The sequence below is a fragment of the Nitrobacter sp. JJSN genome, assembly GCF_051912485.1.
Taxonomy (GTDB): domain Bacteria; phylum Pseudomonadota; class Alphaproteobacteria; order Rhizobiales; family Xanthobacteraceae; genus Nitrobacter.
The window spans coordinates 58,127-84,636 of the sequence record NZ_CP196822.1 but is presented as its reverse complement, the minus strand read 5'-3'; the positions used below and the strand labels follow the sequence as shown (position 1 = coordinate 84,636).

Sequence of the window (26,510 nt, the reverse complement as noted above, 5' to 3'; positions counted from 1 at the left end):
GTCGGCACAGGTAACCGCCACCGTTTTCCTTTGGCGCGGCGAGTTCCGGTCGATTTTTATGCCGCTTTCGTCGCGAACGTTTGCGGCATAAGATCGTTGAAAGAGCAGCCGGCGGTATGGCTGCGCGCCGCCGGTCCCGCATCCTCACATCGAACGGAGAGCCCGCATGGCCGCCTCGTTGACCGAATGGAAGGTGCCTCCCGCCGCGCAGCCACGCCAGGACGATTACGAATTCGATCTGGACCGCGCCCTGTCCGCGGTAGTCGGCCTGCACAGCATTATTCCGGATGACGCCTTTTCCGCCGACACCCTCGGCACCGAGCGCGCGGGCAACGGTGTCGTGATCGGCGATGGCCTCGTTCTAACCATCGGATACCTCATCACCGAGGCGGAAACTGTGTGGCTGCATCTCGCCGACGGCCGCGTGGTGCAAGCAGACACGCTCGGCATTGATCGGGAGAGCGGCTTCGGTCTGTTGCAGGCGCTCGGCCGACTCGACCTCGAGCCGCTGCCACTGGGTTCGTCGGCCGCGGCGAGCCTGAACGACCGGGTCGTAGTCGGCGGCGTCGGCGGCCGGACCCGTTCGCTCGCCGGCCGTGTCGCCGCCAAGCAGGAGTTCGCCGGCTACTGGGAATACCTGATCGACGAAGCCATTTTCACCCACCCCGCCCATCCCAACTGGGGCGGCGCCGCCGTGATTTCGGCCGCGGGCGAACTGATCGGGATCGGCTCGCTGCAACTCGAACGTGAGCATGGCGGCAAGGCCGAGCATCTCAACATGAACGTGCCGATCGATCTGCTGAAGCCCACGCTCGACGACCTGCAGAAATTCGGACGAGTCAACAAGCCGGCCCGGCCCTGGCTCGGCATATACGCCACCGAGATCGAAGACAGAGTCGTCGCGGTCGGAATTGCACCGAAGGGACCGGCGGCCCGCGCCGAACTCCGCACTGGCGATGTGATCCTCGCCGTGAAGGGAGAAAAGGTGACGGAGCCGGCGCAGTTCTACCGAAAATTATGGGCGCTGGGTCCCGCAGGCGTCGACGTGCCGCTGACGCTCTATCGCGAGGGGGACATCTTCGACGTCGTGGTAGCATCGACCGACCGCGACCGAATGCTGAAGAAGCCGCAATTCCACTGATAAGGCGCTGCCGACAAGGCTCGTTTCACGATGTGGATGCCGGCACAACGCCGGGGTTCAGTCGGCCTCATCCCGCTTTATTGCGGCGACACACTCGGTGGAATGCCGAGCAAACCGGCAAGACGCGCGCGGGGCGCCACAAGATCGGCCAGCGTATATCCTTCAAGGACCTCCATAAACGCTTCCTGTGCCCGTTGCAGCGCGCGCTTGAGCACACAGCTCGGATTGATCTTGCAGGGCGCGTTAATCGGCTTCAGGCACGATACGATCGCCATATCCGGCTCAGTGGTGCGAATGACCTCGGCTAGGCTGATCGCCTCAATCGGCTTGGCAAGGCGCAACCCGCCGCCCCGGCCGCGCACCGTCGCGATGTATCCGGCCACACCCAATTGATGAACCACCTTCATCAGGTGAGCCTCGGAAATATCGTAGCTTTCGGCGATCTCGGCGATGGTCGATAGCCCTTCAGACTTGAGCGCAAGGTACATCAGCACCCGCAACGAATAGTCCGAATAGGTGGTGAGGCGCATGCAGGTCTCCCGTGGAGGCGGTCACGTAAAAGCTATATTTGAAATATTGCTTTTAAGCAACCGCGGATGTATAGCGGTGGCATCCTTTTGAAAGGAAAGTTCCATGAGCTCAATAACTAAGAACCACACAATCAGCGATACCATTGCAAAACCCTTTCTGCTTCCGGGAACGCTTGTTTGCAACGCCATAGGAATCCACGGCAACAACCCCGACGATTATTCCGACCTGGTCCGCATGCTGGTCAACTCGTTGGTCTGGACAGTGGCCGGGGTCATCGTTATGGCTTTCTTCGCATGACGCTCGCGACCGAAAAAATGGATCATGTGTCCGAGGACGGCATCCGCCGACTGGTCGACGCGTTTTATACGAAGGTGCGCGCCGATTCCGAACTGGGGCCGATCTTCGAGCACAAGATCAAGGACAACTGGCCCCACCATCTTGAGAAGATGTACGCGTTCTGGTCGTCTGTGATGCTGACCAGCGGCCGCTATAAGGGCAACCCCATGATGAAGCACATGGTGCTGCCCAATATGAAGCCGGAGCTGTTCACCCAATGGCTCTCACTGTTTGACGCGACCTGCCGTGAGTTGTGCGACGATACGATCCGCGCCGCCTTCATGGAAAAGGCCGAACGCATCGCGGAGAGCCTGAAAATCGCGATATTCTATCGGCCCGACCGGCCGTGGCCACCGCAGGCCTCGGTAGCCTGACCTGACGCCGCTTCACTTCTTATCGCGAGCGGCCTTGCGCGCGTCCGCGATAGCCTGATCGAACTGCGTCATGGTCAGCGCACCGGGAATGCGGAATTTTCCGATAATGAACGCCGGCGTCCCATTGAATCCGAAGGCGATGGCCTGATCGTTGTTGCGCTTCAGTATGGTATCGATTGCGCCGGTGTTGGCAGTCATGTCCTTGAGCGCGCGATCGACATCGATCTTTGCGCCGGCCAGCAACTCGCGAATGCGCGGCTCGGTCAATCGTGAGCTGGTGCTCATCAGTGCTTCATGCGCAGCAACGAACTTGCCTTGGTACTTCGACGCCAGCGCCAGACGCGACGCATAGACGGAAACGGGCCCCAGGATCGGCCAATCTTTATAGATCAGCCGAACCTTGCCATCGTCATGCACCACCTGCGCCAATTCCGGCGCAAGCTTGCGGCAATAGGGACAGTTGTAGTCGAAATACTCGACGATGCTGATGTCGCCGTGCTCGTTGCCCGCCGGGGGGATTTCCGGATCGCGCAACACTCGCGCCTCGGTCAGAACCTCGTCGGAGACATCGGCAAACGCCGCCGCGCGTCCCAGACCCGCCATTGCCACGCCCAGGCCGAGGGCGCCGAGTATTCGGCGCCTGGCGATGCTGGCCCGGTCTCGCGATTCAGGCATTTCCGATTAGACGCCCTTCAGCCGCTTGTTGCATTCGCTGTAGTAGCCGCCGCCCTTCATGATCCATTTCATGCCGCCATTGCCGTTGGCAGCCTTGTTGGCGTTGTACTGATCGAGGCAGGTGTGCTGGCGCGCCTTGCCTGCGGATTCATTGGCGTATTTCGGTGACACCGCCGACGGGAAGACGGCATTGCCGACCGGCACGGGTGCGGCGGGAGCCGCTGCGGTCTTCGGTGTGGGCGCGGGCCTGGCCGCAGGTGCCGCCGGAGCCGCAGCAGCCGGAGCCGCGGCAGGTGTCGTGGCGGCGGCGGCTCCCGCTCCGCACTCCGCCTTGCGGAAGTCATTCCACTTCTGGCCGTTGAGCGTGCCTGCGGATTTCGCGGCCTGATATTTCGCACTGCATTCCTGTGCGGTCAGCGCGTTGGCGGGCAATGCCGATAGCGCAAGCAGGCCGGACGCCGTCAAGATGCCGAGCAGTTTCAAGTGACCTGTCATTCTGTCCTCCCGGGACATCGAGGATGGGACCGATATCCTAGCGCATGATCCGCCAAAGTGTGAGCGGTTTGGCGAGAACCGGCCGACCGCCGTTTCAACGACGCGACCGAACCGACGGTCAATAAAAAACGGCTGCTTGTTTCAGATAGTCCCGGTGCCGTTCAGCCGCCGTTCAGCCCAGCTCCACGACGGTAACGCCTCTTCAACCCGAGGGACTTCCCATGACCATGTCTTCCCGCGTCATCGCAATCGTTGCCGCTTCGCTGCTGCTCGGCGGAACGGCGTTCGCACAAACGATGGCACCTGCGACGCCAGCGCCTGCTTCAAAGATGGCGCCCGCCGCCAAGGCCGAGAAGCCGCGCACCGCGGCTTCGCTCGAATGCTCGAAGGAAGCCGACGCCAAGGGCCTGCACGGCAAGGAGCGCAAGAAATTCCGCTCCGAGTGCAAGGCCAAGGCGGCCAAGCCGAACTGATTCAGCGCGTCCGATGGTGTCGGTCGGTCACCCGACCTCCGACACTATCGGGCTTGCCGTCCGGCAACCCCGTAGACAGGGTTGATCGCTGGCCAAGATTATCTGGTCGGGATTACCTGACCTTGCCTGCCAAGGCTGCGACGCCCCACCCTGCGATAACAGCCATCAGCAGCGAGATCAGTGCGTTGTAGCCGGCGAGCGACAGGCCGAGGAAGCGCCACTGCACCTCGTCGCAGCGCACGACCTTCACCTTGTCGAGATTGTCGAGCAGGCCCGCCTTGCCGAGATCGAGCACCGGTCCGGTGCAATCGGTCGGTCCCGGCCAGAAACCCCATTCGACGCCGGCGTGATAGGCGCCCAGCCCCGCATTGCCGAGCGCGGCCAGCGCGAGAACGGCGAGAACGGGTATGATAAGGCAACGCGGCGCGCCCTTCGCTGCAGCAAACGCCACGAGCAGGCCGAGGGGAATTACAAGATAGTAAGCATAGCGCTGCTCGAGGCAGAGCGGGCACGGCAGAATATTCAGCGCGAGTTGGAAGAACCAAGCGCCAGCAATCGTCGCCGCAGCGATAAGGACCACGGCCAGCGCTGCGGCGAAGGCGGTTTTTTTGCCGCGGGCCGCAGAGGAGGTTTTCATGGCGATGTCGGTGTTCACGGCTGGCTCCTGACTGCTTCGCTCGCGCCAGATCACGATGATTTTGGATCACATCGATCCAAAATCATGAACGTGATCGATTCCAATAGTTTGAGCGGGATGCGGGCGGACCGCTACACACTTTTCCTCATCCCGCTCAAGACGTCGTAACCTCGCGCCTTGCCGCTGTCGAGCTGGCAACCATCACACTGCGGTGTTTCCGTCCTATGCGCGGAGACGAGCGCATGGCAGGGCCACGCCGGGTTGACCGGCAGGGAACGCCCGCTATAGTCCGCCCGCTTCGCAAGGCCCTGTCTCTTTTGGCACGGCTCGCGAATGCCCCTGTGGCGGAACTGGTAGACGCGCTCGACTCAAAATCGAGTTCCGCAAGGAGTGCTGGTTCGATTCCGGCCAGGGGCACCAAACGCTGGCGCTTTCGAGATGTCCGCCGGCCCTCAAATCAGCGAGGCCACCGCCTCCAGCCCGATGATGCGCGCGAGCGCGCGCGCTTCGCGCTTCTGGTCCTCGCGCAGCCTCGACAGCAGCGGCCGGGCTGCGGTCTTGATCTGCTCGATCTCGTCTGGACTGAAAGCGACCGGCCGTCCCGGCACCGCGCGCCGCTCGTGGATTTTGCGAGCGACGTCGCGCAACGCGCTTTCAACGGCCGGCCAGAAGGGCTCCTGTGCCGACGTGAGTTGCAGCCGCCCTTTCAGCGCGGCGATCTGCATGTCGCTGAGCAGCGAATAATTCTTCTGAACGAGCTGGTTTGCGAGCTTCGGCCGCGGACGCGGCAGCGGAGGTTGCTCGATCGGCGCTGTCGGCGGCAAAACTTCGGGCTCGATGGGAACGTCGGCGGTAACAGCCTGCTGCAGCGGTGCAGGCACCGCCAAGTCCTCGCCGACAGCAGGGGCCGCGGTCAGCGTCGCGACCGGAAGCCTGTCGGCCTTTCCCGCACGGTTGGCTGTGGGTTCGGCCGGTTCGGCTTCCGCAGGCGCTGGGGACGCCGGGGGCGCTGCAGAAAACCGGACGAACAGAACGTTGCCGCGTCCGAAAACCCCCGCCAACGCCACCCCAGTGACGATGCAGCACGCAAGCGCAAAAATCGTCATCGTCCGTGTCAAAAAAGATCTCCGGTTCAGCCCACGAACGGCAGCCGATTGTCCTCACAAATCGATACGAATTAAGGCTTGCCCACGCAAGACGGGCTTTTTTCACGGGAATCCTGGAACTGCGCCGTCCGCTGTTAGCGCGCGATCAGCAAAAGTGGGTTCCGGTTTTGCGTCCCGATCACAATCTAAATATTGAGAATGCGCATGATCTTTTCTAGGCCGCCAGAATATAGGCGTTCTGGATGTCGGCGACGAGTTCGGACGCCTCCCAGACCGCGTTTGGCGGGATAGCGCTCATGCTGACGGTCCAGTTGGCACCGCTACGGGTCTTGGGCGTGCTGACGATGTCGAATCGCACGTCGCGGCACAGCGGATGCCTGCCGAACGCAGCGGCCACGCGAGCCTGCAGTTCCTTGATGGTCGCCGGTGTCTTTTCCGACGCGATGTCCCGATCCATCGCTTATGCCCGTCCCGGCCGGAATCTGGCGACTCTCGCGGCAGATATATACCGGCCTGAGGACAAAGGTGCCTCAGCTGTGGTTAACGGGTCGTTAATTCCGGAACCGTCTTGCCGGAGCCCGCACGAGCGGAGCGGCGCCGACATGCCGCAAGCGCTTCTCGATCACGAGCTGCCGTGGCGATTACCGATCCGGTCGGTCGCGGAACGCGGCGTTGCCATACGTCCTACCGTGGGACCGCCTGCCCCACGCAGTGGTGACCCCATCCAAAACAATTACTTGGTCCGTTTGAGCTCTGCCAGCACCTCGTCGATGGTCGCAAGATGCGTTTCCACGGCCAGACGAACCAGCGTGTAGGGTTTGGGGTCGTCCGGATCGTCGGCCCTGCGAACGACAAAGCCACGTTTGAACGCCAGCACCCTCGCCTGTTTGAATTTTTCCATGTCATCATTGATCGTCATCATTATCATCCTCTCCGCTCCGCCGAAGCTAAAAGCATAGTCCCGCCTTCATTGGAATTGCGGCCTCTCATCCATCTATTCCAACTCCGGCTCATTCATCAATGCAATGGTTTCCGCGCGATGCACGGACCGCCTCAAATGAAGGGACGAGCCGGATCGCGCCCTGCCGAGAACTTTTGCAACGAGTGCAAATGTTAGAATTGGACCATTAGACAAGGCGGAACGCGATCACAAATCCGAGGACGATAACCGCGGCTCCGATCGCAACCCATAGGCCGAGCCGTTTCTCGATCTCGCGCCGAATGACGTCACCGTAGCGATTGAGCAAAATCGCAACGATAAAGAAGCGGCTGCCACGGGCGATGATCGAGCACAGGATAAACAGCCAGATATCATATCCGGCAAAGCCGGAAGTGATGGTGACGAGCTTGTAGGGGATCGGCGTCAGACCCTTGCCGATGATGATCCAGGCACCCCATTGCGCATACGACTCGCGAAACGCCTCGACCTTGCCGCCGAGTCCGTAGAGATGAATGAGCCACTGGCCCAGCGAGTCATAGAGCAGCGCCCCGATCGCATAGCCGAGCACGCCGCCGGCGACCGAAGCGATCGTACAGAGCGTCGCGAACAGCCAGGCGCGTTGCGGCCGCGCCAGCGCCATCGGCAACAGCATGATGTCGGGCGGCACCGGAAAGAACGAGCTTTCCGCGAAAGCCACGGCTGCCAGAATCCATAGCGCGTAGGGCTTATCTGCGGCGGCGATGCACCAGTCGTAGGTCCGTCTTAGCATGGCGCGATGAACCATTGCGCGGCGGATTTGTCCATGCCCGCGGGCTGGATTTCAGCGGCGCTTGCGCAGCCGATGGGCGTCGAGCGCGACGATCGGCCCACGGACCGACCTTGCGGAGGGCTTGACCGGCTTGGCCGCGGTTTTCGGCAACTTCTCGGCGATCCCGAGCATCCGCTCGCGGCGGTCCATCTCGGCCCAGACATCTTCCGGACGGACCCCGGCGGCGGCCCACAGCACGGCGAGGTTATAGAACAGATCGGCGCTTTCGCGGACGACCGCATCGGTCTTGCCGCTCACGGCGTCAATCGCGACTTCGATGGCCTCCTCGGCGACCTTCTTGGCCATCTTCGAGGGACCGCGCTGAAACAGCCGTGCGGTTCGCGAGGTGGCGGGATCGAGATCGCGCGCCGCGATCACCGCCTGATAAAGCCGTTCTAGCGAATCACTCATGCCAGTCAGGCTAATGGAAACTCACGACCGGCATGTTAACGTCTGCGTCCAAACAGGAACGCCGGCCGCAATCGCAGCCGGCGTCCGTCATCTGCTCTATGGTTGGAGCATGTATCCCTAGTAAGGGTAATAACCGCCGCCATACGGGCCGGGTCCGCCGTAGTAATAGCCACGCGGAGGACCATAATATCCCGGACCATAATCATAATAGGCGTCACGGCGCGCCTGGTTAGCAGCGATCGCGCCAACAGTGCCCATGATCCCGGCGAACGCTGCGGCCGCCGCAGCATTGCCGCCACCGCCATGATAACGGCGATGATGATAGTGCCGGCGCGCTGCGCTGATATCCGTCACACTGGATAATCCCGTCGCCGAGCTTCCCTTGGAAGCAGGCGCGGATGATCCGGCGAAAGATGGGCCAGCGGCTGTCACAGCCATAGCCGCAACTACCACCAAAACGACGGTCCGGGCGGTCGAAGATTTAAAGTTCCTGCGCGTCATGAAAATATCCTCAGATATTGGTCTGCGGGCCGTTTCAGGCCATCCTGAAGATAACCACTGGCTTCATATCGAGTTCCCGATCTTGATCGAACGACCCGCGCCAAATCGTAGCGGTCATCGCGCGTTCAGATTATCTCTGTTAGACTGCAACCGTTCTAAAGCCTGAGTGCGCTGACGCTAACCTCCGCAACCTAGTCACTTGCTGCAATTGTCCCATGCAAGCACGTTCGATTCGTTCTCTCTGGTTTGTTCTGCTCGTATTTCTGGGCACGGTCGGTGTTGCACGTTTCGGCATCGCGGGCACCCGGGCCGACGCTGGTGCGCTGACCCAGGTCGAGTTTTCGCTTGATCGCCCGATCGATGCCGCCGCGGCCCCAGTGGTGCTGGCATCGACCAGGGGCCTGTTCCGCGCTGAAGGCCTGAATGTCACGACGACGGTCGCCACCGACACGACAGACGCCCTTGCCCGCGTCGCTGTCGGCACAACTCAACTCGCGCTGGTCGATATCAACGCCCTGATCCGCTTTCGCGACCAGCCGGGCGCGCCGCCGATCAAGGCGGTGTTCGTTTTGTTCGACAAGGCGGCCTACGCCTTCATTGCGCGTAAAAGCCGGGGCATCAACGCACTTGCCGACATCGAGGGCAAGACGATCGGCGTCACCGACGGCGACCTGTCCATCAAGCTGTGGCCCGCTCTTGCCCGACGAAACAAATTGCAGCTCAAGACCGTGAAGCTGCAGCAGATCGGCCCCGCCGTTCGCGAACCGATGCTGTCGGCGGGCCAGCTCGATGCCATATCCGGCCTGTCGTACCTGTCGGCGATCGACCTGCGCGACCGCGGTATCCCGGCGGGCGATATCACCGTGCTGCGATTTGCCGACTACGGCTGCGCCGCCTACGGCAAAGTCCTGATCGTTAATCCGGAATTCGCCGCCGACAAGCCGGCGGCGGTCAAGGCGTTTGTGCGCGCGGTGATTGCCGGTCTGCGGCTCACCATCAAGGCGCCCGCGCAGGCTGTCGACGATGTGCTGGCTCAGATGGATAACGGATCCCGCGCCGTCGAGCTGGAGCGCCTGCAAGCGGTGCTTAGCGACAACATTCTGACTAGCGAGGTCAAGCAGAGTGGCATCGGAGGTATCGACCCGGTCCGGTTCGAGACGTCGCTCGACCAGATCGCCGAAGGTTTCAAATTCCGCAAGCGTCCGACGGCCGCGGATATTTTCGACGACAGCTTTCTACCGCCGGCCGGCGACCGCAAGATTACGCAAGCCGAATGAAACGGCAGAAACCGCTGTATCCCACAACCGATCCCTGATTAGAGTTCCCTCACCGCTCTCCTCCGGCGCATCCCTCTTTCACGTTGCCGGAATGCTGCCGCGATCTGCAAAAGCGTTTTTCGATGTCGATGGTCCGCCTTTATAAGCGCGTTCTTGAGTTGCTCGGCAACGAAGCGCGGCTCGGCTGGATTCTTGCCGCGGCCAATCTGCTGCTGGCGGCAGCGCAGTTCGCTGAACCGGTGCTGTTCGGCCGCATCGTCGACGTCCTCTCCGGCAATCCCGCCGCTGGTCCTTTCGGAACGACGTCGACCTCGCCGTGGCCGCTGCTGGCCATTTGGGTGGCCTTCGGCCTGTTCACCATTCTGTGCGGCGTGGTCGTCGCCTTGCAGGCCGACCGTCTTTCACATCGCCAGCGCCAGGCGGTGTTGACGGGCTATTTCGAGCATATCATGCAGTTGCCGCTGACCTACCATGCCGGCACCCATTCGGGCCGGCTGATGAAGGTGATGCTGCAGGGCACCGACGCGTTGTGGCGGTTATGGCTCGGATTCTTCCGCGAGCATTTCGCGGCGATCATGTCGCTCGTGGTGCTGCTGCCGCTGTCGCTCTATATCAACTGGCGGCTGGCGATCCTGTTGTTCGCGCTCTGCATCGTGTTCACGATGCTGACGACGCTGGTGGTTCGTCGGACCTTCGACATGCAGAACGAAGTGGAGGCGCATTTCAGCGATCTCTCCGCGCGCGCTTCCGACGCGCTCGGCAACGTCGCGCTGGTGCAGAGTTTCGTGCGCGTCGATGCCGAGGTTCAGGGCCTGCGGTTTGTCGTCGACAAGCTGCTGGCGGCACAGATGCCGGTGCTGTCGTGGTGGGCCGTCGTCACCGTGATGACGCGCGCCTCGACCACCATCACCATTCTGGCGATCTTCGCCGTCGGCATCGTGCTGAACCAGCGGGGAATGACATCGGTCGGCGAGATCGTGATGTTCGTAAGCTTCGCCACCATGCTGATCCAGAGGCTCGAGCAGGTCGTCTCCTTCATCAACAGCGTGTTCATGGAAGCGCCGCGGCTGAAGGAATTCTTCAACGTGCTCGACGCCGTTCCGGCGGTGCGCGACCGTCCCGACGCCGTCGACGCGGGGCGATTGCAGGGTCTCGTCGAATTCAACGACGTGTCGTTTTCCTATGACGGCAAGCGGCCCGCGGTCGAGGATCTATCGTTCGTCGCGTTGCCCGGCCAGACCATTGCACTGGTCGGGCCGACCGGCGCTGGCAAGTCCACCGCCGCTGCTCTGTTGCACCGGGCGTTCGATCCGCAATCCGGCGGCATCAGGATCGACGGCATGGACATCCGCGGCCTGACGCTGGCTTCGTTGCGGCGAAACATCGGCGTGGTGTTTCAGGAGCCGCTGCTGTTCGATCGCTCGATCGCGGACAACCTGCGCGTCGGCAAGCCCGATGCATCCGAGGAGGAGATGCGGCTCGCGGCCGGACGCGCCCAGGCGCTGGACTTCATCGAACGCGGCGAGAAGAAATTCAACACCCATGCGGGCGAGCGCGGACGCATGCTGTCCGGTGGCGAGCGGCAACGGCTGTCGATCGCGCGCGCGCTGCTAAAGGATCCGCCGATCCTGATCCTCGACGAGGCGACCTCCGCACTCGACGCCGTGACCGAGGCCAAGGTTAATGCCGCGCTCGACGAGGTAATGAAAGGCCGCACGACATTCGTCATCGCGCACCGGCTGTCCACCATCCGCAACGCCACACGCATTCTGGTATTTGAGAACGGGCGCGTGATCGAAAACGGAACCTTTGACGAACTGCTGGCGAGCGGCGGCCATTTCGCCCAGCTTGCGAAAGCGCAATTCATGACGCAGGACGGTTCCCGCGCCGACCAGCCGTCATGGTAATCTGACGACCGTCGAAATTCGGCCCCTTTCGTCGGGGAATTAAGCAGCGGACCACTGTTCCGGCCTACCAAGGCAGTATAGGCTGGAACCGCCGCGACCAACCGCGCCGGACACGCTTGAAACCCGAAAAGCAGGCCTCCTTCCGAAAGGCGGGTCTCAAAGGACCGGAACGACTGTGCATTCTTTCATCGTCCCGCTTCCCAAACTTATCGCCCGTTTTCGCAGATCGTTGCCGGTCTGGATGGTCCTCGCGGCCGGATTGATGGTCGCGGTCGCGCCGCTGCGCGCGGCTCACGCCACCGAAGCGCATCTTCTGATCGAGGCCGATTCCGGGAAAGTGCTTGAGGCCGAAAACGCCACCTATCCATGGTACCCCGCCTCGCTCACCAAGATGATGACGGCTTACGTTACGCTGACGGCGGTCAAGCAGGGGCGCATAACGCTCGACACGCTGTTCGCGGTGTCGCCGACTGCGGCGGCGCAGTCGCCGTCGAAGATGGGCTTCCGGCCCGGCACGCAGGTGACCGTCGACAACGCACTGAAGATGATGCTGGTGAAATCGGCGAACGACATGGCCGTGGTGCTGGCCGAAGGCGTCGGCGGTTCGATCGACGGCTTCTCCGCCGAAATGAATGCGGCCGCGCAGCGGCTCGGCATGACGCAGACGAGCTATGTCAACCCGAACGGGCTGCCGGCCGACGGCCAGATCACCTCGGCGCGCGATCTCGCCATTCTCGCACGCGCGATCATTCACGATTTGCCTGAATACGAATATTTCATGCACATCCCCTCGATCCGCTACGGCCGCAGGGTGACGCACAACTTCAACAAGCTGATCGGACGCTTTCCTGGTGCCGACGGCTTCAAGACCGGTTTTATCTGCGCGTCCGGCTACAACCTCGTCGGCTCGGCCACGCAGAACGGCAAACGCCTAATCGCGGTGGTGCTCGGCGCGTCGTCCGGCACGATGCGCGCGGTGCGCGTCGCGCAGATGCTGGAGCGCGGCTTCGCCAACAACACGCTGTCGTGGCTGCGTCCGGCGCTCGGCACCGTTGACAATCTGGCGCCGATCGCGGCCGCGCCTCCCAATTTACGCGATGAAATGTGCGGCCCCAAACGCAAGCATCCTGCCAGCGACGAGGACGACGATATTGCCGCCAACACGACCGCAACCGGCGCCGCCGTGATGTCGTTTCTCTCGACAGGCGTGCAACCGCCGACATTGCGGCCGGTGGATATGATCGCGGCAGCGCCGGCGCTCTCCGATCCAGTTGTTGTCTACACTGGCCCGACGCGGACCGGCGCTGCCATCGCTGTCGCCGCAGAAGCCGATGCCGCGCGCGACGCTCCGCCAAAAGCCAAGAAGCGCAGCAATATCGCCCACAGCAAGCGCGACACTTCGTCCGCCCCAAAAGCCGAAGCCAAGCCTGAGGCCGCCGCCGATCGGAAATCCAAGCACCCGGCCTCGGTGACGATCAAACCCGGCACAACCGCGAAGCCGTCCGCCGCAAAAAGCACCGGCACCAAAGGCGCGGATGCCAAGGGCGCTCACGCCAAGCAAGCTGCCGCGGGTCCAGCCGCCAAGCCGAAGCAGGCGGGAAGCGCCAAGAGCGAAGCCAAGCCGTAGGACGCCGGTACCGGCGACCGGAGGTCACTCATTCGGGCTCAAGTCCAGAAATAGCGTTAATGCGTCGTTATCGCACAGCCGCTTGCCTTGGACGGCTGCCTTGCTCAATACTTCTCTGAATAAACCCCGCCCTTCAACAGCGGGACGACGGGGACGTCTTATGGAGCGCATCTGGCTCAAGCAATATCCCGCCGGCGTACCCGCCGACATCGACACCACGCAGTACGCCTCACTGGTCGGGTTGCTTGAAGAAAGCTTTTCCAAATTCCGCGACCGCAAAGCCTTCATCTGCATGGATAAGGCGATCACCTATCGGCAACTCGACGAGATGTCGCTCGCGCTCGGCGCCTGGCTGCAAGGCAAGGGGCTGAAAAAGGGCGCGCGCGTCGCGCTGATGATGCCGAACGTGCTGCAATATCCGATCTCGACGGTGGCCGTGCTGCGAGCCGGCTATGCCGTGGTCAACGTCAACCCGCTCTACACGCCGCACGAGCTTGAGCACCAGCTCAAGGATTGCGGCGCGGAAGCAATCATCGTGCTGGAGAACTTCGCACAGACGGTGCAGCAGGTGGTCGAAAAAACCGCCGTCAGGCACGTCATCATCGGCAGCATGGGCGACCTGCTCGGCTTCAAGGGCGTGATCATCAATTTCGTGGTTCGTCACGTCAAGAAGATGGTGCCGGCGTCATCGATCCCGGGTGCGGTCAGGTTCAACGACGCCCTCGCAGCCGGGCGCAGCATGACGCTTGCCAAACCGGACCTCGCGCCCGACGACGTGGCCTTTCTGCAGTATACCGGCGGCACCACGGGCGTCTCGAAAGGCGCGACGCTGCTTCATCGCAACATTCTCGCCAACATGCTGCAGAACGACGCCTGGCTGCAACCGGCGCTGGAGAAGCCGCTGGTGGTCGATCAGCTCTTCATCGTCTGCGCGCTGCCGCTCTATCACATCTTCGCGCTAACGGCGTGCTTCATGCTGGCGATGCGCGTCGGCGGCGTCAATCTGCTGATCCCTAACCCGCGCGACATGCCTGGCTCCGTCAAGGAACTGATGAAGTATCAGGTCAACTTCTTCCCGGCAGTGAACACGCTCTATAACGCCCTTCTCAACACACCCGGTTTCGACAAGGTCGACTTCTCGAAACTCAGGGTCTCGATCGGCGGTGGCATGGCGGTCCAGAAAGCGGTCGCGGAGAAGTGGCTGAGGGTGACGGGATGCCCGTTGCTGGAAGGCTATGGCCTTTCTGAAACCTCTCCGACGCTGACCTGCAATCCCGCCGACAGCGACAAATTCTCCGGCACGATCGGGCTTCCCATGCCGTCGACAAACATCTCCATCCGCGACGATAACGGCAACGAAATGCCGCTCGGCGAGGCGGGCGAAATCTGCGCCAAAGGTCCGCAGGTGATGGCGGGTTACTGGAACCGGCCGGACGAGACCGCGAAGGTGATAACGGCGGACGGCTTCTTCCGCACCGGCGACATCGGCGTGATGACGGCGGACGGCTACACAAAAATCGTCGACCGCAAGAAGGACATGATCCTGGTCTCCGGCTTCAATGTCTATCCGAATGAGGTCGAGGAGGTGATCGCGAGCCACCCGGGCGTGCTGGAATGCGCCGTGATCGGCGTCAAGGACAGCAAGTCGGGCGAGGCGGTGAAGGCTTTCGTGGTCAGGAAGGATCCGAACCTCACGACCGAGGACATCATCAAGTTCGCGCGGACCGAATTAACCAGCTACAAGGTGCCCCGACAGATCGAATTCCGCGACTCCCTGCCGAAAACCAATGTCGGCAAGATTCTCCGGCGCGAACTGCGCGATGAGAAGAAAGCGGCGGCGTGAGGGTCACCCTTCCCTGGGTGAGAGTTTAAGAAAATGCCTGTTCGAACATGACTGATGCAAATCTCCCCTCACCCACCGACGTCCTCGCCTTCTGGCGCACCGCCGGCCACAACAAGTGGTACATCAAGGACGACGCATTCGACGCCGAGGTAGGCCGCCGCTTTCTAGGGCTTTGGGAAGCTGCCCGCGCGGGCGAACTCGCCGGATGGGAGGAGATCGATGACGGCGCGTTGGCGCTCGTCATCGTGCTCGATCAGTTTCCGCGCAACATGTTTCGGGACGATGCCCGTACTTTTTCGACGGACGACAAAGCTCTCGCCCTCGCCGAGCGGGCGATCGCGCGCGGAGCCGACGCGCGCATTGACCCGGGCCTCATCGAATTTCTCTATATGCCGTTCATGCACTCCGAGCGGCTCGCGGATCAGGAGCGCTGCGTCGCACTGTTTCGCAGCCGTGGACGGCCCGACAACCTCAAATTCGCGGAAGTCCACGCCGACATCATTCGCCGGTTCGGCCGTTTTCCACATCGCAATCGAATGCTCGGGCGCACGACGAGCCCGGAAGAACAGACCTTTCTCGACGCGGGCGGATTTGCCGGCTAGCGCTATTTCCGGCTTTGATGGAATCAAAGCGGACGCTAGTTTTTGTTTTGGCGCGTTTTCTTGACGCGAAGTGGTACCCACTTCGCTCGAAAACGCTCTAATGACGGAACGGTGAATGGGCGACGGTTGCCGGTTTGCATCCGCCCCATAATGTGCGAATGCCCCAATCCTGACGCGGCCTAGCTTTCAAGGAGATTTGACCATGACCATCAAAGTTGGCGACCGACTGCCCGACGCGACATTCCGCATCATGACAGAGGACGGCGTTCAGACGAAAGGCACCAGCGACATCTTCAAGGGCAGGAAGGTGGCGCTGTTCGCGGTGCCCGGCGCGTATACCGGTACCTGCCACAAACAGCACCTGCCGAGCATTTTCTCGAGCGCCCGTGCTATCAAGGACAAGGGCATCAACGAGATCGCGATTGTCTCGGTCAACGATGTCTTCGTCATGAATACCTGGAAGCGCGATACCGATCAGCGCAACGAGGCGATCTTCCTCGCCGACGGCAACGCCGAGTTCGCCAAGGCGCTCGGCATGGAGTTCGATGGCTCTGAGAAGGGCCTCGGCATCCGCTCCAAACGCTATTCCATGTTGGTCGAGGACGGCGTGGTGAAGAAGCTGAATGTCGAGGATTCGCCCGGCAAGGTCGAGGTCTCCGGCGGCGACACGCTGCTGGGGCAGCTTTGATCTTTTTCCCTCTCCCCTTGTGGGAGAGGGTGGCGAGATTGAGTAAAACGAAATCGAGCCGGGTGAGGGTAGACCGGCGTCACAGACCCCTCACCCACCTTCGCTTCGCTCAGGCACCCTCTCCCACAAGGGGAGAGGGAAGATAATCGGCGCGTTACAGCGTAGCTTTTGGATGACGAATCACTTCAACCGCGCCATCGCTACACCTTCGCGCGCGAGCTGATCGGCGCGCTCGTTCTCGTTATGGCCGGCGTGGCCCTTGATCCAGTGCCAGCGCACGTCATGAGGCTTCAGCGCATCGTCGAGCCGCTGCCACAGGTCGGCGTTCTTGACCGGCTTTTTGTCGGCGGTGCGCCAGCCGTTGCGCTTCCAGTTGTGAATCCAGCTCGTGATGCCCTGCCGCACGTACTGGCTGTCGGTGGTGAGATCGACCGACGCCGCTTTCTTCAGGGCCTCGAGCGCAGAAATCGCCGCCAGCAGCTCCATCCGGTTGTTGGTGGTGTGCGGCTCGCCGCCCTTCAATTCCTTCTCGACCTCACCGAACCGCAAGATCGCGCCCCAGCCGCCAGGGCCCGGATTGCCCGAGCAGGCGCCGTCGGTGAAAATCGTGACATGCGGAAGCGCGGGGGAATTCACGCCACCAGTCCCGATACGGCGACGCCGTACTCGCGGATGCTGCCAACGCTTTGATGGAAGCGCAGCTTGCGGACATATTCGAGCGGGTCCTTCGGCTTCACCAGCGCCCCGACAGGCACGTTGAGAAAATCGACCAGTCGCGTCAGCAGAAACCGCAGCGCCGCGCCGCGCGCAAGCAATGGCAACGCCGCCTGTTCGGCCTCGGACAGCACACGTTCCCGATTGTAGGCGCCGAGCAGCGCCCGCGCCTTGGTGACGTTAAAGGAATGATCCGGCTCGAAACACCAGGCGTTGAGGCAGATCGCGACGTCATAGGCGAGAAAGTCATTGCACGCGAAATAGAAATCGATCAGCCCCGACAGCCTGTCGCCGAGAAACAGCACATTGTCGGGGAACAGGTCAGCGTGGATGACGCCGGCCGGCAGATTGTCCGGCCAGTACCGTTCGAGGTGGTCGAGTTCAGCCTTGAGAAAATCGTGCAAACCATGCTGCACGGTATCGACGCAAGGCGCGGCCTGTTCGAACAGAGGCCGCCAACTGGACACCGACAGCGCGTTAGCGCGACTCATGGGAAAATCGCGGCCGGCGAGATGCAGTTTCGCCAGCCCTTCACCGGCAGCGGCACAATGGATAACGTTCGGCTTGCGCGGCCACACGCCCTCGAGGAAATCGATAATGGCGGCGGGTCGCCCTGCGAGGCAGCCGAGGGTTTCGCCGCTGCGGGTCTTGACGGGCTGCGGGCACACGATGCCGTGCGTCGCAAGATGACCCATCAGGCCGAGAAAGAACGGCAGATCGCCCACCGCGACACGCTTTTCATACAGCGTCAGAAAAAACGACCCGGCTGTAGTGTGCAGCAGGTAGTTGGAATTCTCGACGCCTTCGGCGATGCCCTTATAGGACAGCAGTTCCCCGATCTCGTAGGCCTTCAGGAAATCCGCAAGCTCGTCGGCGGCGACGTCGGTATACACCGCCATTTTGGTCAGGCCGCGTCGGGCCGCAGCGAGCGCGGCAGCGGGAAGAACTCATTCTCTTCCGCCGCCGAGACCGTCTCCACATCGAGTTCATAGCGCGCCGCGAAGGCGCCCATGATCTCCTCGACGATCACTTCCGGCGCCGAGGCGCCTGCGGTGATACCGAGGCTCCTGATGCCCTCGAAGCTGCTCCAGTCGATATCGCTCGCGCGCTGCGCCAGCACGGACACCCTGCACCCCTCACGCTCGGCGACCTCACGCAACCGCTGCGAGTTCGACGAGTTCGGCGCGCCGACCACGATCAGCGCATCCACCACCGGCGCTACTTTCTTGACCGCAAGCTGGCGGTTGGTGGTGGCGTAGCAGATGTCTTCCTTGTGCGGGCCAGAAATGTTTGGGAACCGCTTCTTCAGCATCGCAACGATCTCGGCGGTGTCGTCGATCGACAGCGTCGTCTGAGTCACGAAAGCGAGGTTGTCGGGATTTTTCGGCGTGAACGTCGCGGCATCTTCCGCGGTCTCGATCAGCGTCACCGCACCCGTCGGCAATTGCCCGACCGTGCCGACGACTTCCGGGTGATGGGAATGGCCGATCAGGAGGATTTCACGGCCGCGCTTGAAATGAATCGCCGCCTCGCGGTGCACTTTGGTGACCAGCGGACAGGTGGCGTCCAGCGAAAAGAAATTGCGCTTCTGCGCGTCGGCCGGCACCGATTTCGGCACACCATGGGCGGAGAACACCACCGGCGCCTTGGTGTCGTCGGGGATTTCCTCCAGTTCCTCGACAAAGATCGCGCCCTTTGCGCGAAGGCTGTCGACCACATAGCGGTTGTGGACGATCTCGTGGCGCACATAGACCGGCGCGCCGTATAGCGTCAGCGCACGTTCCACGGTGTCGATCGCCCTGACCACCCCGGCGCAGAAGCCGCGGGGCGAACAAAGCACGATTTTAAGTTTCGGTTTAGCATTCATAAGGCAATCCGGGACCGAATCACCCCACACCGGCAGGGCGGGAACGGCCAATATGAAGAACGACTTTGGACGGCTTTCGGGCGCTGTCAAGGCTGTTCCGTTAAGCCACGGGCCGACAACAGCAAACCATTGCGCACTCGGCCCTCAACGGCTTATATAGGCCCAATTCCCGTCATCGTTTATGACCAAAAGGCTTTGCCCGCGAGGGGTGGGCAAAGCGCAAAGGAGATTTGCCATGAGCAATGCACCGCTGATGCCAAAGGCGACTGCCGTGTGGCTCGTCGACAATACCGCCTTGTCGTTTGACCAGGTCGCCGATTTCACCAAAATGCACCCCTTGGAGGTCCGCGCCATCGCCGACGGTGACGCCGCCCAGGGCATCAAGGGTATGGACCCGATCTCGACAGGCCAGCTCACCCGCGACGAGATCGAGAAGGGCGAGAAGGACCCAGACTACCGCCTCAAACTCAGTGAGAGCAAGGTGGTGCTGCCGCCCGCCGCCAAGAAGAAGGGCCCGCGCTATACCCCGGTGTCGCGGCGTCACGAGCGGCCGAGCGCAATCCTCTGGCTGGTACGCAACCACCCCGAATTGAAGGACGCGCAGATCATGCGCCTGGTCGGAACCACCAAGACCACGATCGCCGCGGTTCGCGACCGCACGCACTGGAACGCCTCGACGCTTACGCCGATGGACCCGGTGACGCTCGGCCTCTGCTCGCAGATCGAACTCGACTTCGAGGTACAGCGCGCGGCCAAGGAAAAGCCCACCGATCAGCAGTATGGCGGCGCCACCCTGCTGCCCGCCTCCGAGACCACGCGCAAGGACGCTGAATTCGAGCCGACAGAAAAACAGCGCGACGATCTCAATGTCGACGCTGTGTTCGCCAAACTGAAGACCATCGGCGGCGGCAAGAAGCACGACGACGACGAATAAGCCTTTCCGTTCTCAGAACGCATCTACTGAACGCGGCGGACATTGTTCGCCGCGTTTTTGTTTGGTGAGGCTACAATCTACTGCCCGTTCAGCATCCGCTCCGCGAGGTCGCGGTGCGTCTTCTCCATGCGGTCCGATCTGGACGCGGCAACGTCACGATCCTTGCGGCAAGCGCTATAGGCCGGCGAGCCCTGCGGCCCGCCATTCGCCTGGCAATACGTATCGTCATCGGTCTGGCTCTGTGCCGTCGGATTGTGCCGCTCAAGATTGGCGCAGCCACCAAGCGACAGCGCGGTCAGGCCAAGAGCCGCAAGGCGAATGAATGTCTTCGGTCGCATGATCGTCCCCGGATTGCCGCAGCTTATAGCGTTTTCGAGCGAAGTGGATACCGGTTCGCGTGAAGAAAACACGTCAAATCAAAATCATAGAGCCCATCAGAAGCGGAAAGGCTCTACCGACTGTTCGGACGAAATTGCGGGAATTGTAAGTCCATCGATATCGCGGGCAGCCCTTCACGTCCTGTCTTTTAGCGCGCTTTGTATCTCTTCGAGCACCTTGGGATCCTCGATAGTCGCGGGCATGGTCCATTGATCGCCATCCGCGATCTTCTTGATAGTGCCGCGCAGGATCTTTCCGGAGCGTGTCTTCGGCAGCCTGTTCACCGTAATCGCGAGCTTGAATGCCGCAACCGGACCGAGCTTCTCACGCACCAGCCCCACGACCTCCTTCTCGATCTCAGCGGGATCGCGGCTCACGCCGGCCTTCAACACCAGGAGGCCGCACGGCACCTCGCCCTTGATCGTGTCCCTGATGCCGAGTACCGCGCATTCGGCGACGTCGGGGTGCGACGCGAGAATCTCCTCCATGCCGCCGGTGGACAGCCGATGACCAGCGACGTTGATGATGTCGTCGGTGCGACCCATGACGAAGATGTAGCCGTCCTCGTCCTTGTAGCCGGCGTCCGAGGTCTTGTAGTAGCCGGGAAATTCGCTGAGGTAGGCTTCCCTGCAGCGGTCGTCCTGCTCCCACAGCGTCGGCAGGCATCCCGGCGGCAGCGGCAGCTTGATGACGATGGAGCCCATCGCATTGGCCGGCAGCGGCTTCGCCGCCTCGTCGACGATATCGATTTGATAGCCCGGCATCGCCACCGTCGGCGAGCCATGCTTCACAGGCAGCATACCGAGGCCGACCGGATTGCCAGCGACGCCCCAGCCTGTTTCGGTCTGCCACCAATGATCGACGACGGGCACCTGGAGTTGCTTTTCCGCCCATTCCACCGTCGGCGGATCGGCGCGCTCGCCGGCCAGGAACAGCGTGCGGAATTTTGACAGATCGTATTTGCGGATGAAAGCGCCCTCCGGGTCTTCCTTCTTGATGGCACGGAACGCGGTCGGCGCGGTGAAGAACGCCACCGCCCCGTGCTGCGAGATGACGCGCCAGAACGCACCGGCATCGGGCGTGCCGATCGGTTTGCCCTCGTACATGACCGTGGTGGTGCCGTGAATCAGCGGCCCGTAGACAATATAGCTGTGGCCGACCACCCAGCCGATATCGGACCCACACCACCAGACCTCGCCGGGCTTCACGCCGTAGAGGTTGAACATCGACCATTTCAGCGCGACCAGATGGCCGCCATTGTCGCGCACAACGCCTTTCGGCACCCCGGTCGTGCCGGAGGTGTAGAGAATGTAGAGCGGATCGGTGGCGAGTACCGGCACGCAAGGCGCAGACTTCTTCGCCGTCATCGCAGCGTCGCGCAGCGCCGCCCAGTCGTGATCGCGGCCCGCGATCAGGTCGCAGCGCTGCTGCGGCCGTTGCAGAATAACGCAGACCGGCACCTTGTGCGCGGCGAGCTTGATCGCCTCGTCGAGCAGCGGCTTGTACTGCACGATGCGTCCGGGCTCCAGGCCGCAACTTGCTGAAAAGACCAGCTTCGGCTTGGCATCGTCGATCCGGGTCGCAAGCTCCTTGGCCGCGAAACCGCCGAACACTACGGAGTGCACCGCGCCGATCCGCGCGCAGGCCAGCATCGCCACGACCGCCTCGGGCACCAACGGCATGTAAAGAACGACGCGGTCGCCCTTGGCAACGCCAAAATCCTGCATCACTGCTGCGAGCGTCTCCACCTCCTTGAGCAGTTCGGCATAGGTGAAGGTGATAATGACGCTCGGTCCGCCCGGATTGGCCAGCGGCGAATCATGAATCAGCGCGACCTGATCGGCACGGCCAGCGGCGACATGGCGGTCCAGCGCATTGTAGCAGGTATTGACCACGGCACCGGCAAACCAGCGACCATAAAGCCCCATCGCGGGGTCAAAGACTCTTTTCGCTGGCTCGATCCAGTCGATCTCGCGCGCGGCTTCAGCCCAGAACCCCTCGGGATCGCTGAGCGAGCGGGCGTAAACCTCGCGGTAGCGGCTTTTTTCCGGAATGTTCATGGCGCGTCTCCCGTTGAGCATTCTCACGGGATCAGGCCCCAATTCAAGGGCGGCGAGCTTGTTCCTATGGCGTATCCGCTTCGCCGGACTGGCCAACGCGGACGGCAACCGCAGGCGTGACCACCGTCGACCAATTCGTCGCGCGTGACCTAGAACTTTCGCTTCTGATGGAATCAGAAGCGGGGCTCTATGATTTCTGATTTGACGCGTGTTCTCGACGCGAACCGGTATCCACTTCGCTCGAAAACGCTATAGACCGATGCGATCGAAAATCGACGACAACTGCTCGGGGAGAAAGGCTCCGTCGCCATAGAGACGACGGAGCAGTACATCCGGGACCGGACGATCGGGAGGATGAAACGTCCCAGCTTTGACCGGATGGAATAGACGAGGCGTAGCATCGACCTCGGAACGTGTCACCACCGCAGGGGATGTCGGATAGCGACCCGAAAGACCGAGCTTTGGTTCGGCGCCAGCAGCGCCGGCCGAACCTGTCGAGACGCTCACGCTCCGTGCCGGCATCAATGGCCGGCCTCTGGAACGCCAACACGCCGGATTTGTAGCGGTCCCGCAGGGATCCGCTACAAAACCCGATCGTAGTTACTCAGCAGCAACAGCCGTTTCACCGATACGCGGATCAAGTTTGCCCGCGCGATAGAGCTTGGCCATTTCAGACAAGGGGATCACCCTGATCTTCGAGGCCTTTCCGGCAGTGCCAAACTGTTCAAAGCGCTCGCGACAGAGGTCGCGCATCGCATCCATCGCGGGTTTCAGGAACTTGCGTGGATCGAATTCGCTCTTGCTGCTGGACGCGACTTTCCGGAATACCGCGGTCATGGCCAGTCGGCAGTCGGTGTCGATATTGACCTTGCGGACACCATGCTTGATGCCGCGAACGATCTCCTCGACCGGCACACCCCAGGTCTGCGGCATCTCGCCGCCGAATTTATTGAATTCATCCTGCAGATGCTGGGGCACCGAGGACGAGCCGTGCATCACCAGATGTGTATTGGGAAGACGGCGATGGATCTCCTCGACCACCTTCATGGCAAGGATGTCGCCATCCGGCTTGCGTGAGAACTTGTAGGCGCCGTGCGAAGTGCCCATCGCGATCGCCAAAGCGTCGACCTTGGTCGCGCGGACGAAATCGACGGCCTGATCGGGATCGGTCAGCAACTGATCGTGACTGACCGGGCCTTCGATGCCGTGTCCGTCTTCCTGCTCGCCGCCGCCGTGCTCGAGCGAGCCGAGCACGCCCAGTTCGCCTTCCACCGAAGCACCGACCCAGTGCGCCATGTCAACGACGCGGCGGGTGATGTCGACGTTATACTCGTAGTCCGCCGCGGTCTTGGCGTCGGCCTTGAGCGAGCCGTCCATCATGACCGAGGTGAAGCCGTACTTGATCGCCGTGGCGCAGGTCGCTTCTTCGTTGCCGTGATCCTGATGCATGCATAGCGGAATATGCGGATACATCTGATCCAGCGCGTCGATCATGTTCGCCAGCATGATGTCGTTGGCATAGGAGCGCGCGCCGCGCGAAGCCTGCATGATGACCGGCGCATCAACGGCGGCCGCCGCCTCCATGATGGCAAGCCCCTGCTCCATGTTGTTGATGTTGAACGCCGGGACGCCGTAACCGTTCTCGGCAGCATGATCCAGCAGTTGTCTCAGTGTAATACGAGCCATTTTTCGTCACCCTTTATGATGCGCTGACGGGGGCCACGCCGGGGATTATACTCCCCTTGCCCACGTACCAATCAACCACCTCAATGTCGCGGTTCCCGCCATCGTTCCAGCGGCTCCGCTCGTCCACAGTTATGCCTTGCGGCATCAGTACACCCATCATGCGCGTCTCTTTCGCTCGATGAGCTGAAGGATCAGCGGCGTCAGGATCAACTGCATCGCGAGATCCAGCTTGGACCCGTGAATGACAATCGAGTTCGCGCGCGACATGAAGCTGTTCGGAATCATCGACAGCAGATACGGGAAATCGATGCCGCGCGGATTCTTCATCCGGATCACGACCATCGACTCGTCGGGCGTGGGTATCCATCGCGCGATAAATGGATTTGAAGTATCCACCGTCGGCACGCGCTGGAAATTGATGTCCGTCTCGGCGAATTGAGGGCAGATATAATTGACGTAATCCGGCATGCGCCGAAGGATGGTGTCGGTGACTGCCTCGGTGGAATAGCCCCGCGCGCTGCGATCCCGATGCAGCTTCTGGATCCATTCGAGATTGATCACGGGAACGACGCCGATCTTGAGATCCGCATATTGAGCAACATTGACCTTATCGGTCACCACCGCGCCGTGCAGACCTTCGTAAAACAACAGGTCCGAGCTGTCGGGCAACTTCTGCCAGTCGGTGAACGTCCCGGGCGGAACCTTGTGCAGCGCCGATTCCACATCGTCATGCACATAGTAGCGCGTGTTGCCTGTTCCTGTTTCGCTATAGCTTCGGAACACAGCCTCCAGTTCGGAGAACAAATTGGTCTCCGGACTGAAGTGACTGAAATGCTTGTTACCCCGATCCGATTCCTCGGCCATGTGGGTGCGCATTTCGACGCGGTTATAGCGATGGAACGCGTCTCCTTCGATATAGGCGGCCACGACATTCTCGCGGCGGAAAATCTGCTCGAAAGTTCGCTTCACGGATGTCGTGCCGGCGCCCGACGAACCCGTGATTGAAATGATTGGATGCTTCCTGGACACGATTGCGATAGCCCCTCAATTCAAACGCGAAACAGACCGCGATGCCCAAACAATGGTGCATTCGCTTCCAAAGCAACGTCGGGCAAAGTGTGCATGTGCTCAACCCGCTCGACGTTCTTGATCGAGCCCATGATCAGCGGGACTCGCTGATGGAGGCTGGTAGGTGTGATATCGAGAATCCGTTTTCGGCCGGTGGAAGCGCCGCCGCCAGCCTGCTCGATGATGAAAGCCATGGGATGCGCTTCATAGACCAGGCGCAAGCGCCCTTCCTCGTAGCCGTCGCGACCATCTCCGGGGTAGAGGAAAATACCGCCGCGAACGAGAATGCGGAAAGCTTCCGCGACCAGGGAGCCGACCCAGCGCATGTTGAAGTCCTTGCCGCACGGACCCTCAGCCCCCATGACGCATTCTTCGATGTAGGCGCGCACCGGTAAATCCCAGTGACGGCGGTTCGAAGAATTGATTGCGAATTCCTTGGCCTCCGCCGGGATCTGCACCATTGATCCCGTGAGCTTGAACACCCGCTCGACGCGATCAAGCGTAAAGATATCGACACCTCGCCCGAGGGTGAGGACGAGAGAGGTTTGCGGGCCGTAGACAACGAAACCAGCCGCAAGCTGCGCGCTTCCGGCCTGGGAAAAGGCAGCGCTGGGATCGGGCGGCGTGGGCATGATCGAAAAAATCGTGCCAACCGAGATGTTCGTGTTGATGTTCGACGAGCCATCCAGCGGATCGAACGCAACGCTGATCGGCGCGCCCGGTTTTAAAATGTCCAGTTCCGCCATTTCCTCCGAGGCAAGCACTGCGATCGGCAGCGCGCCAAGGGCGTCGCGGATGATTTGATCGGCGCGAACATCGAGATCCTTCTGGACATCACCATCGGTATTGCGGCCCTGGGCCTCCCCGGTGATCCCGGCCAACGCGCCGCGGCACGTCAGATCGGAAATATCGATCGCCGCCTGCGCGAGTGCAGCTACGGCTTCCTTCACTGCCTGGCGAAGCGGATCCGACCCCGATTCTGCGTCCATCCTCTCCTGCAGTGTCAGCTTTTGGCTCATTCAGTTGCCTCCCCTCGACGACGATCGGCGGACTGCCTGATCTGCCGTTTTCCAGAGCGTTAAATCACATTGACTCGTGGCATGTAATAAATACAATTTCAATGTCCTTCGTCGAACCAAAATTTTTCTTATATCATCTCGAATCTACGTCACTTTTCGTCAGCTGCGCGCGCTGGCGCGACGGGATGATCCTCTCACTGGCCTGTCAGTTGTGCGACGGCAAGCAGTTCTTGCCAACTCGCGCGTAACGGGTCAATTCGTCGCGCGCTGCGTTGCGCGGCCGACGCATCGAAATTATAAGTCATTGAAATAATGGTCGGAGTGGCAGGATTCGAACCTGCGACCCCTGCGTCCCGAACGCAGTGCTCTACCGGGCTGAGCCACACTCCGACAAGACGCGGCTTATAGCCTT

General features: G+C 61.5%; 31 protein-coding genes and 2 tRNA genes. 13 read left to right on the top strand and 20 right to left on the bottom strand.

The window, feature by feature from the left end; genetic code table 11:
- Positions 1-166: 166 nt before the first annotated feature.
- Positions 167-1,141 (top strand): S1C family serine protease, encoded by a 975-nt coding sequence (locus tag ACSZOQ_RS00460; protein ID WP_439924166.1) that lies wholly within the window; start codon positions 167-169, stop codon positions 1,139-1,141.
- A 77-nt stretch (positions 1,142-1,218) separates the two neighbouring features.
- On the opposite strand, the gene ACSZOQ_RS00455 is transcribed toward ACSZOQ_RS00460, so the two are convergent.
- Positions 1,219-1,671, bottom strand: a complete 453-nt coding sequence (locus ACSZOQ_RS00455) for an RrF2 family transcriptional regulator (RefSeq protein WP_439924165.1) — start codon at positions 1,669-1,671, stop codon at positions 1,219-1,221.
- A gap of 103 nt (positions 1,672-1,774) precedes the next feature.
- On the opposite strand from ACSZOQ_RS00455, the gene ACSZOQ_RS00450 reads away from it, so the two are divergent.
- Positions 1,775-1,969: a hypothetical protein gene (locus ACSZOQ_RS00450; RefSeq protein ID WP_439924164.1), complete on the top strand. Its 195-nt coding sequence runs from the start codon at positions 1,775-1,777 to the stop codon at positions 1,967-1,969.
- On the top strand, positions 1,966-2,382 hold the full coding sequence (locus ACSZOQ_RS00445) for a group III truncated hemoglobin (RefSeq protein WP_439924163.1): 417 nt from the start codon (positions 1,966-1,968) through the stop codon (positions 2,380-2,382). Before ACSZOQ_RS00450 ends, ACSZOQ_RS00445 begins: the two co-directional genes overlap by 4 nt.
- 12 nt (positions 2,383-2,394) lie before the next feature.
- Here ACSZOQ_RS00445 and ACSZOQ_RS00440 read toward each other — a convergent pair whose 3' ends face one another.
- On the bottom strand, positions 2,395-3,057 hold the full coding sequence (locus ACSZOQ_RS00440; RefSeq protein ID WP_439924162.1) for a DsbA family protein: 663 nt from the start codon (positions 3,055-3,057) through the stop codon (positions 2,395-2,397).
- A 6-nt stretch (positions 3,058-3,063) separates the two neighbouring features.
- Positions 3,064-3,552, bottom strand: a complete 489-nt coding sequence (locus tag ACSZOQ_RS00435) for a hypothetical protein (protein WP_439924161.1) — start codon at positions 3,550-3,552, stop codon at positions 3,064-3,066.
- 221 nt (positions 3,553-3,773) lie between these two features.
- On the opposite strand from ACSZOQ_RS00435, the gene ACSZOQ_RS00430 reads away from it, so the two are divergent.
- Positions 3,774-4,025, top strand: coding sequence for a PsiF family protein (locus tag ACSZOQ_RS00430; RefSeq protein ID WP_439924160.1), 252 nt, complete (start codon positions 3,774-3,776; stop codon positions 4,023-4,025).
- A gap of 112 nt (positions 4,026-4,137) precedes the next feature.
- Here the strand turns inward: ACSZOQ_RS00430 and ACSZOQ_RS00425 are convergent, their stop codons facing one another.
- The gene (locus ACSZOQ_RS00425) at positions 4,138-4,662 is read right to left on the bottom strand and encodes a disulfide bond formation protein B (protein WP_439925891.1); all 525 of its coding nucleotides are present in this window, start codon (positions 4,660-4,662) and stop codon (positions 4,138-4,140) included.
- A gap of 335 nt (positions 4,663-4,997) precedes the next feature.
- On the opposite strand from ACSZOQ_RS00425, the gene ACSZOQ_RS00420 reads away from it, so the two are divergent.
- Positions 4,998-5,082 (top strand) — tRNA-Leu (locus tag ACSZOQ_RS00420).
- 32 nt (positions 5,083-5,114) lie between these two features.
- Here ACSZOQ_RS00420 and ACSZOQ_RS00415 read toward each other — a convergent pair.
- From ACSZOQ_RS00415 to ACSZOQ_RS00390, 6 genes are all read right to left on the bottom strand, one after another.
- Positions 5,115-5,768 (bottom strand): hypothetical protein, encoded by a 654-nt coding sequence (locus ACSZOQ_RS00415; protein ID WP_439924159.1) that lies wholly within the window; start codon positions 5,766-5,768, stop codon positions 5,115-5,117.
- A 214-nt stretch (positions 5,769-5,982) separates the two neighbouring features.
- A complete protein-coding gene (locus ACSZOQ_RS00410; protein WP_439924158.1) occupies positions 5,983-6,225 on the bottom strand; it encodes a hypothetical protein in 243 nt (80 codons plus the stop codon).
- Positions 6,226-6,501: 276 nt separating this feature from the next.
- Entirely contained in the window at positions 6,502-6,690 is a 189-nt protein-coding gene (locus tag ACSZOQ_RS00405) for a hypothetical protein (protein ID WP_439924157.1), read from the bottom strand.
- A gap of 205 nt (positions 6,691-6,895) precedes the next feature.
- Complete coding sequence (locus ACSZOQ_RS00400) at positions 6,896-7,477, bottom strand: YqaA family protein (RefSeq protein WP_439924156.1); 582 nt, start codon at positions 7,475-7,477, stop codon at positions 6,896-6,898.
- Positions 7,478-7,528: 51 nt separating this feature from the next.
- On the bottom strand, positions 7,529-7,927 hold the full coding sequence (hisE, locus tag ACSZOQ_RS00395) for a phosphoribosyl-ATP diphosphatase (RefSeq protein ID WP_439924155.1): 399 nt from the start codon (positions 7,925-7,927) through the stop codon (positions 7,529-7,531).
- Between the two features lie 117 nt (positions 7,928-8,044).
- A complete protein-coding gene (locus ACSZOQ_RS00390) occupies positions 8,045-8,281 on the bottom strand; it encodes a hypothetical protein (RefSeq protein WP_439924154.1) in 237 nt (78 codons plus the stop codon).
- Between the two features lie 28 nt (positions 8,282-8,309).
- Between ACSZOQ_RS00390 and ACSZOQ_RS00385 the strand changes: the two genes are divergently transcribed.
- The 7 genes from ACSZOQ_RS00385 (at position 8,310) to ACSZOQ_RS00355 (ending at position 16,372) form a co-directional block, all read left to right on the top strand.
- A complete protein-coding gene (locus ACSZOQ_RS00385) occupies positions 8,310-8,594 on the top strand; it encodes a hypothetical protein (RefSeq protein ID WP_439924153.1) in 285 nt (94 codons plus the stop codon).
- Between the two features lie 49 nt (positions 8,595-8,643).
- Positions 8,644-9,705 (top strand): ABC transporter substrate-binding protein, encoded by a 1,062-nt coding sequence (locus tag ACSZOQ_RS00380; protein ID WP_439924152.1) that lies wholly within the window; start codon positions 8,644-8,646, stop codon positions 9,703-9,705.
- Positions 9,706-9,827: 122 nt separating this feature from the next.
- Positions 9,828-11,612 (top strand): glucan ABC transporter ATP-binding protein/ permease, encoded by a 1,785-nt coding sequence (locus ACSZOQ_RS00375; RefSeq protein WP_439924151.1) that lies wholly within the window; start codon positions 9,828-9,830, stop codon positions 11,610-11,612.
- A 175-nt stretch (positions 11,613-11,787) separates the two neighbouring features.
- Positions 11,788-13,239 carry a D-alanyl-D-alanine carboxypeptidase family protein gene (locus ACSZOQ_RS00370; RefSeq protein ID WP_439924150.1) on the top strand — a complete coding sequence of 484 codons (1,452 nt, stop codon included), beginning with the start codon at positions 11,788-11,790 and terminating at the stop codon, positions 13,237-13,239.
- Positions 13,240-13,399: 160 nt separating this feature from the next.
- Positions 13,400-15,082: a long-chain fatty acid--CoA ligase gene (locus ACSZOQ_RS00365; RefSeq protein WP_439924149.1), complete on the top strand. Its 1,683-nt coding sequence runs from the start codon at positions 13,400-13,402 to the stop codon at positions 15,080-15,082.
- 47 nt (positions 15,083-15,129) lie between these two features.
- On the top strand, positions 15,130-15,684 hold the full coding sequence (locus ACSZOQ_RS00360; RefSeq protein WP_439924148.1) for a DUF924 family protein: 555 nt from the start codon (positions 15,130-15,132) through the stop codon (positions 15,682-15,684).
- A 202-nt stretch (positions 15,685-15,886) separates the two neighbouring features.
- Positions 15,887-16,372 (top strand): peroxiredoxin, encoded by a 486-nt coding sequence (locus ACSZOQ_RS00355; RefSeq protein WP_439924147.1) that lies wholly within the window; start codon positions 15,887-15,889, stop codon positions 16,370-16,372.
- A 180-nt stretch (positions 16,373-16,552) separates the two neighbouring features.
- Here ACSZOQ_RS00355 and rnhA read toward each other — a convergent pair whose 3' ends face one another.
- The 3 genes from rnhA to ispH are packed head-to-tail and all read right to left on the bottom strand — an operon-like array spanning position 16,553 to position 18,953.
- Positions 16,553-17,008: a ribonuclease HI gene (gene rnhA, locus ACSZOQ_RS00350; RefSeq protein WP_439924146.1), complete on the bottom strand. Its 456-nt coding sequence runs from the start codon at positions 17,006-17,008 to the stop codon at positions 16,553-16,555.
- Positions 17,005-17,985 (bottom strand): homoserine kinase, encoded by a 981-nt coding sequence (locus ACSZOQ_RS00345; RefSeq protein WP_439924145.1) that lies wholly within the window; start codon positions 17,983-17,985, stop codon positions 17,005-17,007. Before ACSZOQ_RS00345 ends, rnhA begins: the two co-directional genes overlap by 4 nt.
- A gap of 5 nt (positions 17,986-17,990) precedes the next feature.
- Entirely contained in the window at positions 17,991-18,953 is a 963-nt protein-coding gene (gene ispH, locus ACSZOQ_RS00340; RefSeq protein WP_439924144.1) for a 4-hydroxy-3-methylbut-2-enyl diphosphate reductase, read from the bottom strand.
- 235 nt (positions 18,954-19,188) lie between these two features.
- Between ispH and ACSZOQ_RS00335 the strand changes: the two genes are divergently transcribed.
- Positions 19,189-19,887, top strand: coding sequence for a DUF1013 domain-containing protein (locus ACSZOQ_RS00335; protein WP_439924143.1), 699 nt, complete (start codon positions 19,189-19,191; stop codon positions 19,885-19,887).
- A 77-nt stretch (positions 19,888-19,964) separates the two neighbouring features.
- On the opposite strand, the gene ACSZOQ_RS00330 is transcribed toward ACSZOQ_RS00335, so the two are convergent.
- The 7 genes from ACSZOQ_RS00330 to ACSZOQ_RS00300 form a co-directional block, all read right to left on the bottom strand.
- Positions 19,965-20,225, bottom strand: coding sequence for a hypothetical protein (locus ACSZOQ_RS00330; RefSeq protein WP_439924142.1), 261 nt, complete (start codon positions 20,223-20,225; stop codon positions 19,965-19,967).
- A 174-nt stretch (positions 20,226-20,399) separates the two neighbouring features.
- Positions 20,400-22,325, bottom strand: coding sequence for a propionyl-CoA synthetase (locus ACSZOQ_RS00325; RefSeq protein WP_439924141.1), 1,926 nt, complete (start codon positions 22,323-22,325; stop codon positions 20,400-20,402).
- Between the two features lie 249 nt (positions 22,326-22,574).
- Positions 22,575-22,847 carry a hypothetical protein gene (locus tag ACSZOQ_RS00320; protein ID WP_439924140.1) on the bottom strand — a complete coding sequence of 91 codons (273 nt, stop codon included), beginning with the start codon at positions 22,845-22,847 and terminating at the stop codon, positions 22,575-22,577.
- 78 nt (positions 22,848-22,925) lie between these two features.
- Positions 22,926-24,011, bottom strand: a complete 1,086-nt coding sequence (gene fba / locus ACSZOQ_RS00315; RefSeq protein WP_439924139.1) for a class II fructose-bisphosphate aldolase — start codon at positions 24,009-24,011, stop codon at positions 22,926-22,928.
- 156 nt (positions 24,012-24,167) lie between these two features.
- Positions 24,168-25,040 carry a phosphoribulokinase gene (locus tag ACSZOQ_RS00310; protein ID WP_439924138.1) on the bottom strand — a complete coding sequence of 291 codons (873 nt, stop codon included), beginning with the start codon at positions 25,038-25,040 and terminating at the stop codon, positions 24,168-24,170.
- 20 nt (positions 25,041-25,060) lie between these two features.
- Entirely contained in the window at positions 25,061-26,098 is a 1,038-nt protein-coding gene (locus ACSZOQ_RS00305) for a class 1 fructose-bisphosphatase (protein WP_439924137.1), read from the bottom strand.
- A gap of 313 nt (positions 26,099-26,411) precedes the next feature.
- Positions 26,412-26,488, bottom strand: a tRNA-Pro gene (locus tag ACSZOQ_RS00300).
- Between the last annotated feature and the right edge of the window lie 22 nt (positions 26,489-26,510).

Bases quoted from the DNA above. Each gene is read 5' to 3' on its own strand.
- ACSZOQ_RS00445 (WP_439924163.1), top strand. From the start codon at position 1,966: ATGACGCTCGCGACCGAAAAAATGGATCATGTGTCCGAGGACGGCATC.
- ACSZOQ_RS00330 (WP_439924142.1), bottom strand. From the start codon at position 20,225: ATGCGACCGAAGACATTCATTCGCCTTGCGGCTCTTGGCCTGACCGCG.
- ACSZOQ_RS00345 (WP_439924145.1), bottom strand. From the start codon at position 17,985: ATGGCGGTGTATACCGACGTCGCCGCCGACGAGCTTGCGGATTTCCTG.
- ACSZOQ_RS00460 (WP_439924166.1), top strand. From the start codon at position 167: ATGGCCGCCTCGTTGACCGAATGGAAGGTGCCTCCCGCCGCGCAGCCA.
- ACSZOQ_RS00380 (WP_439924152.1), top strand. From the start codon at position 8,644: ATGCAAGCACGTTCGATTCGTTCTCTCTGGTTTGTTCTGCTCGTATTT.
- ACSZOQ_RS00320 (WP_439924140.1), bottom strand. From the start codon at position 22,847: ATGCCGGCACGGAGCGTGAGCGTCTCGACAGGTTCGGCCGGCGCTGCT.
- ACSZOQ_RS00405 (WP_439924157.1), bottom strand. From the start codon at position 6,690: ATGATGACGATCAATGATGACATGGAAAAATTCAAACAGGCGAGGGTG.
- ACSZOQ_RS00400 (WP_439924156.1), bottom strand. From the start codon at position 7,477: ATGCTAAGACGGACCTACGACTGGTGCATCGCCGCCGCAGATAAGCCC.
- ACSZOQ_RS00455 (WP_439924165.1), bottom strand. From the start codon at position 1,671: ATGCGCCTCACCACCTATTCGGACTATTCGTTGCGGGTGCTGATGTAC.
- ACSZOQ_RS00410 (WP_439924158.1), bottom strand. From the start codon at position 6,225: ATGGATCGGGACATCGCGTCGGAAAAGACACCGGCGACCATCAAGGAA.
- hisE (WP_439924155.1), bottom strand. From the start codon at position 7,927: ATGAGTGATTCGCTAGAACGGCTTTATCAGGCGGTGATCGCGGCGCGC.
- ACSZOQ_RS00335 (WP_439924143.1), top strand. From the start codon at position 19,189: ATGAGCAATGCACCGCTGATGCCAAAGGCGACTGCCGTGTGGCTCGTC.
- ACSZOQ_RS00435 (WP_439924161.1), bottom strand. From the start codon at position 3,552: ATGACAGGTCACTTGAAACTGCTCGGCATCTTGACGGCGTCCGGCCTG.
- ACSZOQ_RS00325 (WP_439924141.1), bottom strand. From the start codon at position 22,325: ATGAACATTCCGGAAAAAAGCCGCTACCGCGAGGTTTACGCCCGCTCG.
- ACSZOQ_RS00305 (WP_439924137.1), bottom strand. From the start codon at position 26,098: ATGAGCCAAAAGCTGACACTGCAGGAGAGGATGGACGCAGAATCGGGG.
- ACSZOQ_RS00415 (WP_439924159.1), bottom strand. From the start codon at position 5,768: ATGACGATTTTTGCGCTTGCGTGCTGCATCGTCACTGGGGTGGCGTTG.
- ispH (WP_439924144.1), bottom strand. From the start codon at position 18,953: ATGAATGCTAAACCGAAACTTAAAATCGTGCTTTGTTCGCCCCGCGGC.
- ACSZOQ_RS00375 (WP_439924151.1), top strand. From the start codon at position 9,828: ATGTCGATGGTCCGCCTTTATAAGCGCGTTCTTGAGTTGCTCGGCAAC.
- ACSZOQ_RS00365 (WP_439924149.1), top strand. From the start codon at position 13,400: ATGGAGCGCATCTGGCTCAAGCAATATCCCGCCGGCGTACCCGCCGAC.
- ACSZOQ_RS00430 (WP_439924160.1), top strand. From the start codon at position 3,774: ATGACCATGTCTTCCCGCGTCATCGCAATCGTTGCCGCTTCGCTGCTG.
- ACSZOQ_RS00360 (WP_439924148.1), top strand. From the start codon at position 15,130: ATGACTGATGCAAATCTCCCCTCACCCACCGACGTCCTCGCCTTCTGG.
- ACSZOQ_RS00355 (WP_439924147.1), top strand. From the start codon at position 15,887: ATGACCATCAAAGTTGGCGACCGACTGCCCGACGCGACATTCCGCATC.
- ACSZOQ_RS00450 (WP_439924164.1), top strand. From the start codon at position 1,775: ATGAGCTCAATAACTAAGAACCACACAATCAGCGATACCATTGCAAAA.
- ACSZOQ_RS00440 (WP_439924162.1), bottom strand. From the start codon at position 3,057: ATGCCTGAATCGCGAGACCGGGCCAGCATCGCCAGGCGCCGAATACTC.
- ACSZOQ_RS00425 (WP_439925891.1), bottom strand. From the start codon at position 4,662: ATGAAAACCTCCTCTGCGGCCCGCGGCAAAAAAACCGCCTTCGCCGCA.
- fba (WP_439924139.1), bottom strand. From the start codon at position 24,011: ATGGCTCGTATTACACTGAGACAACTGCTGGATCATGCTGCCGAGAAC.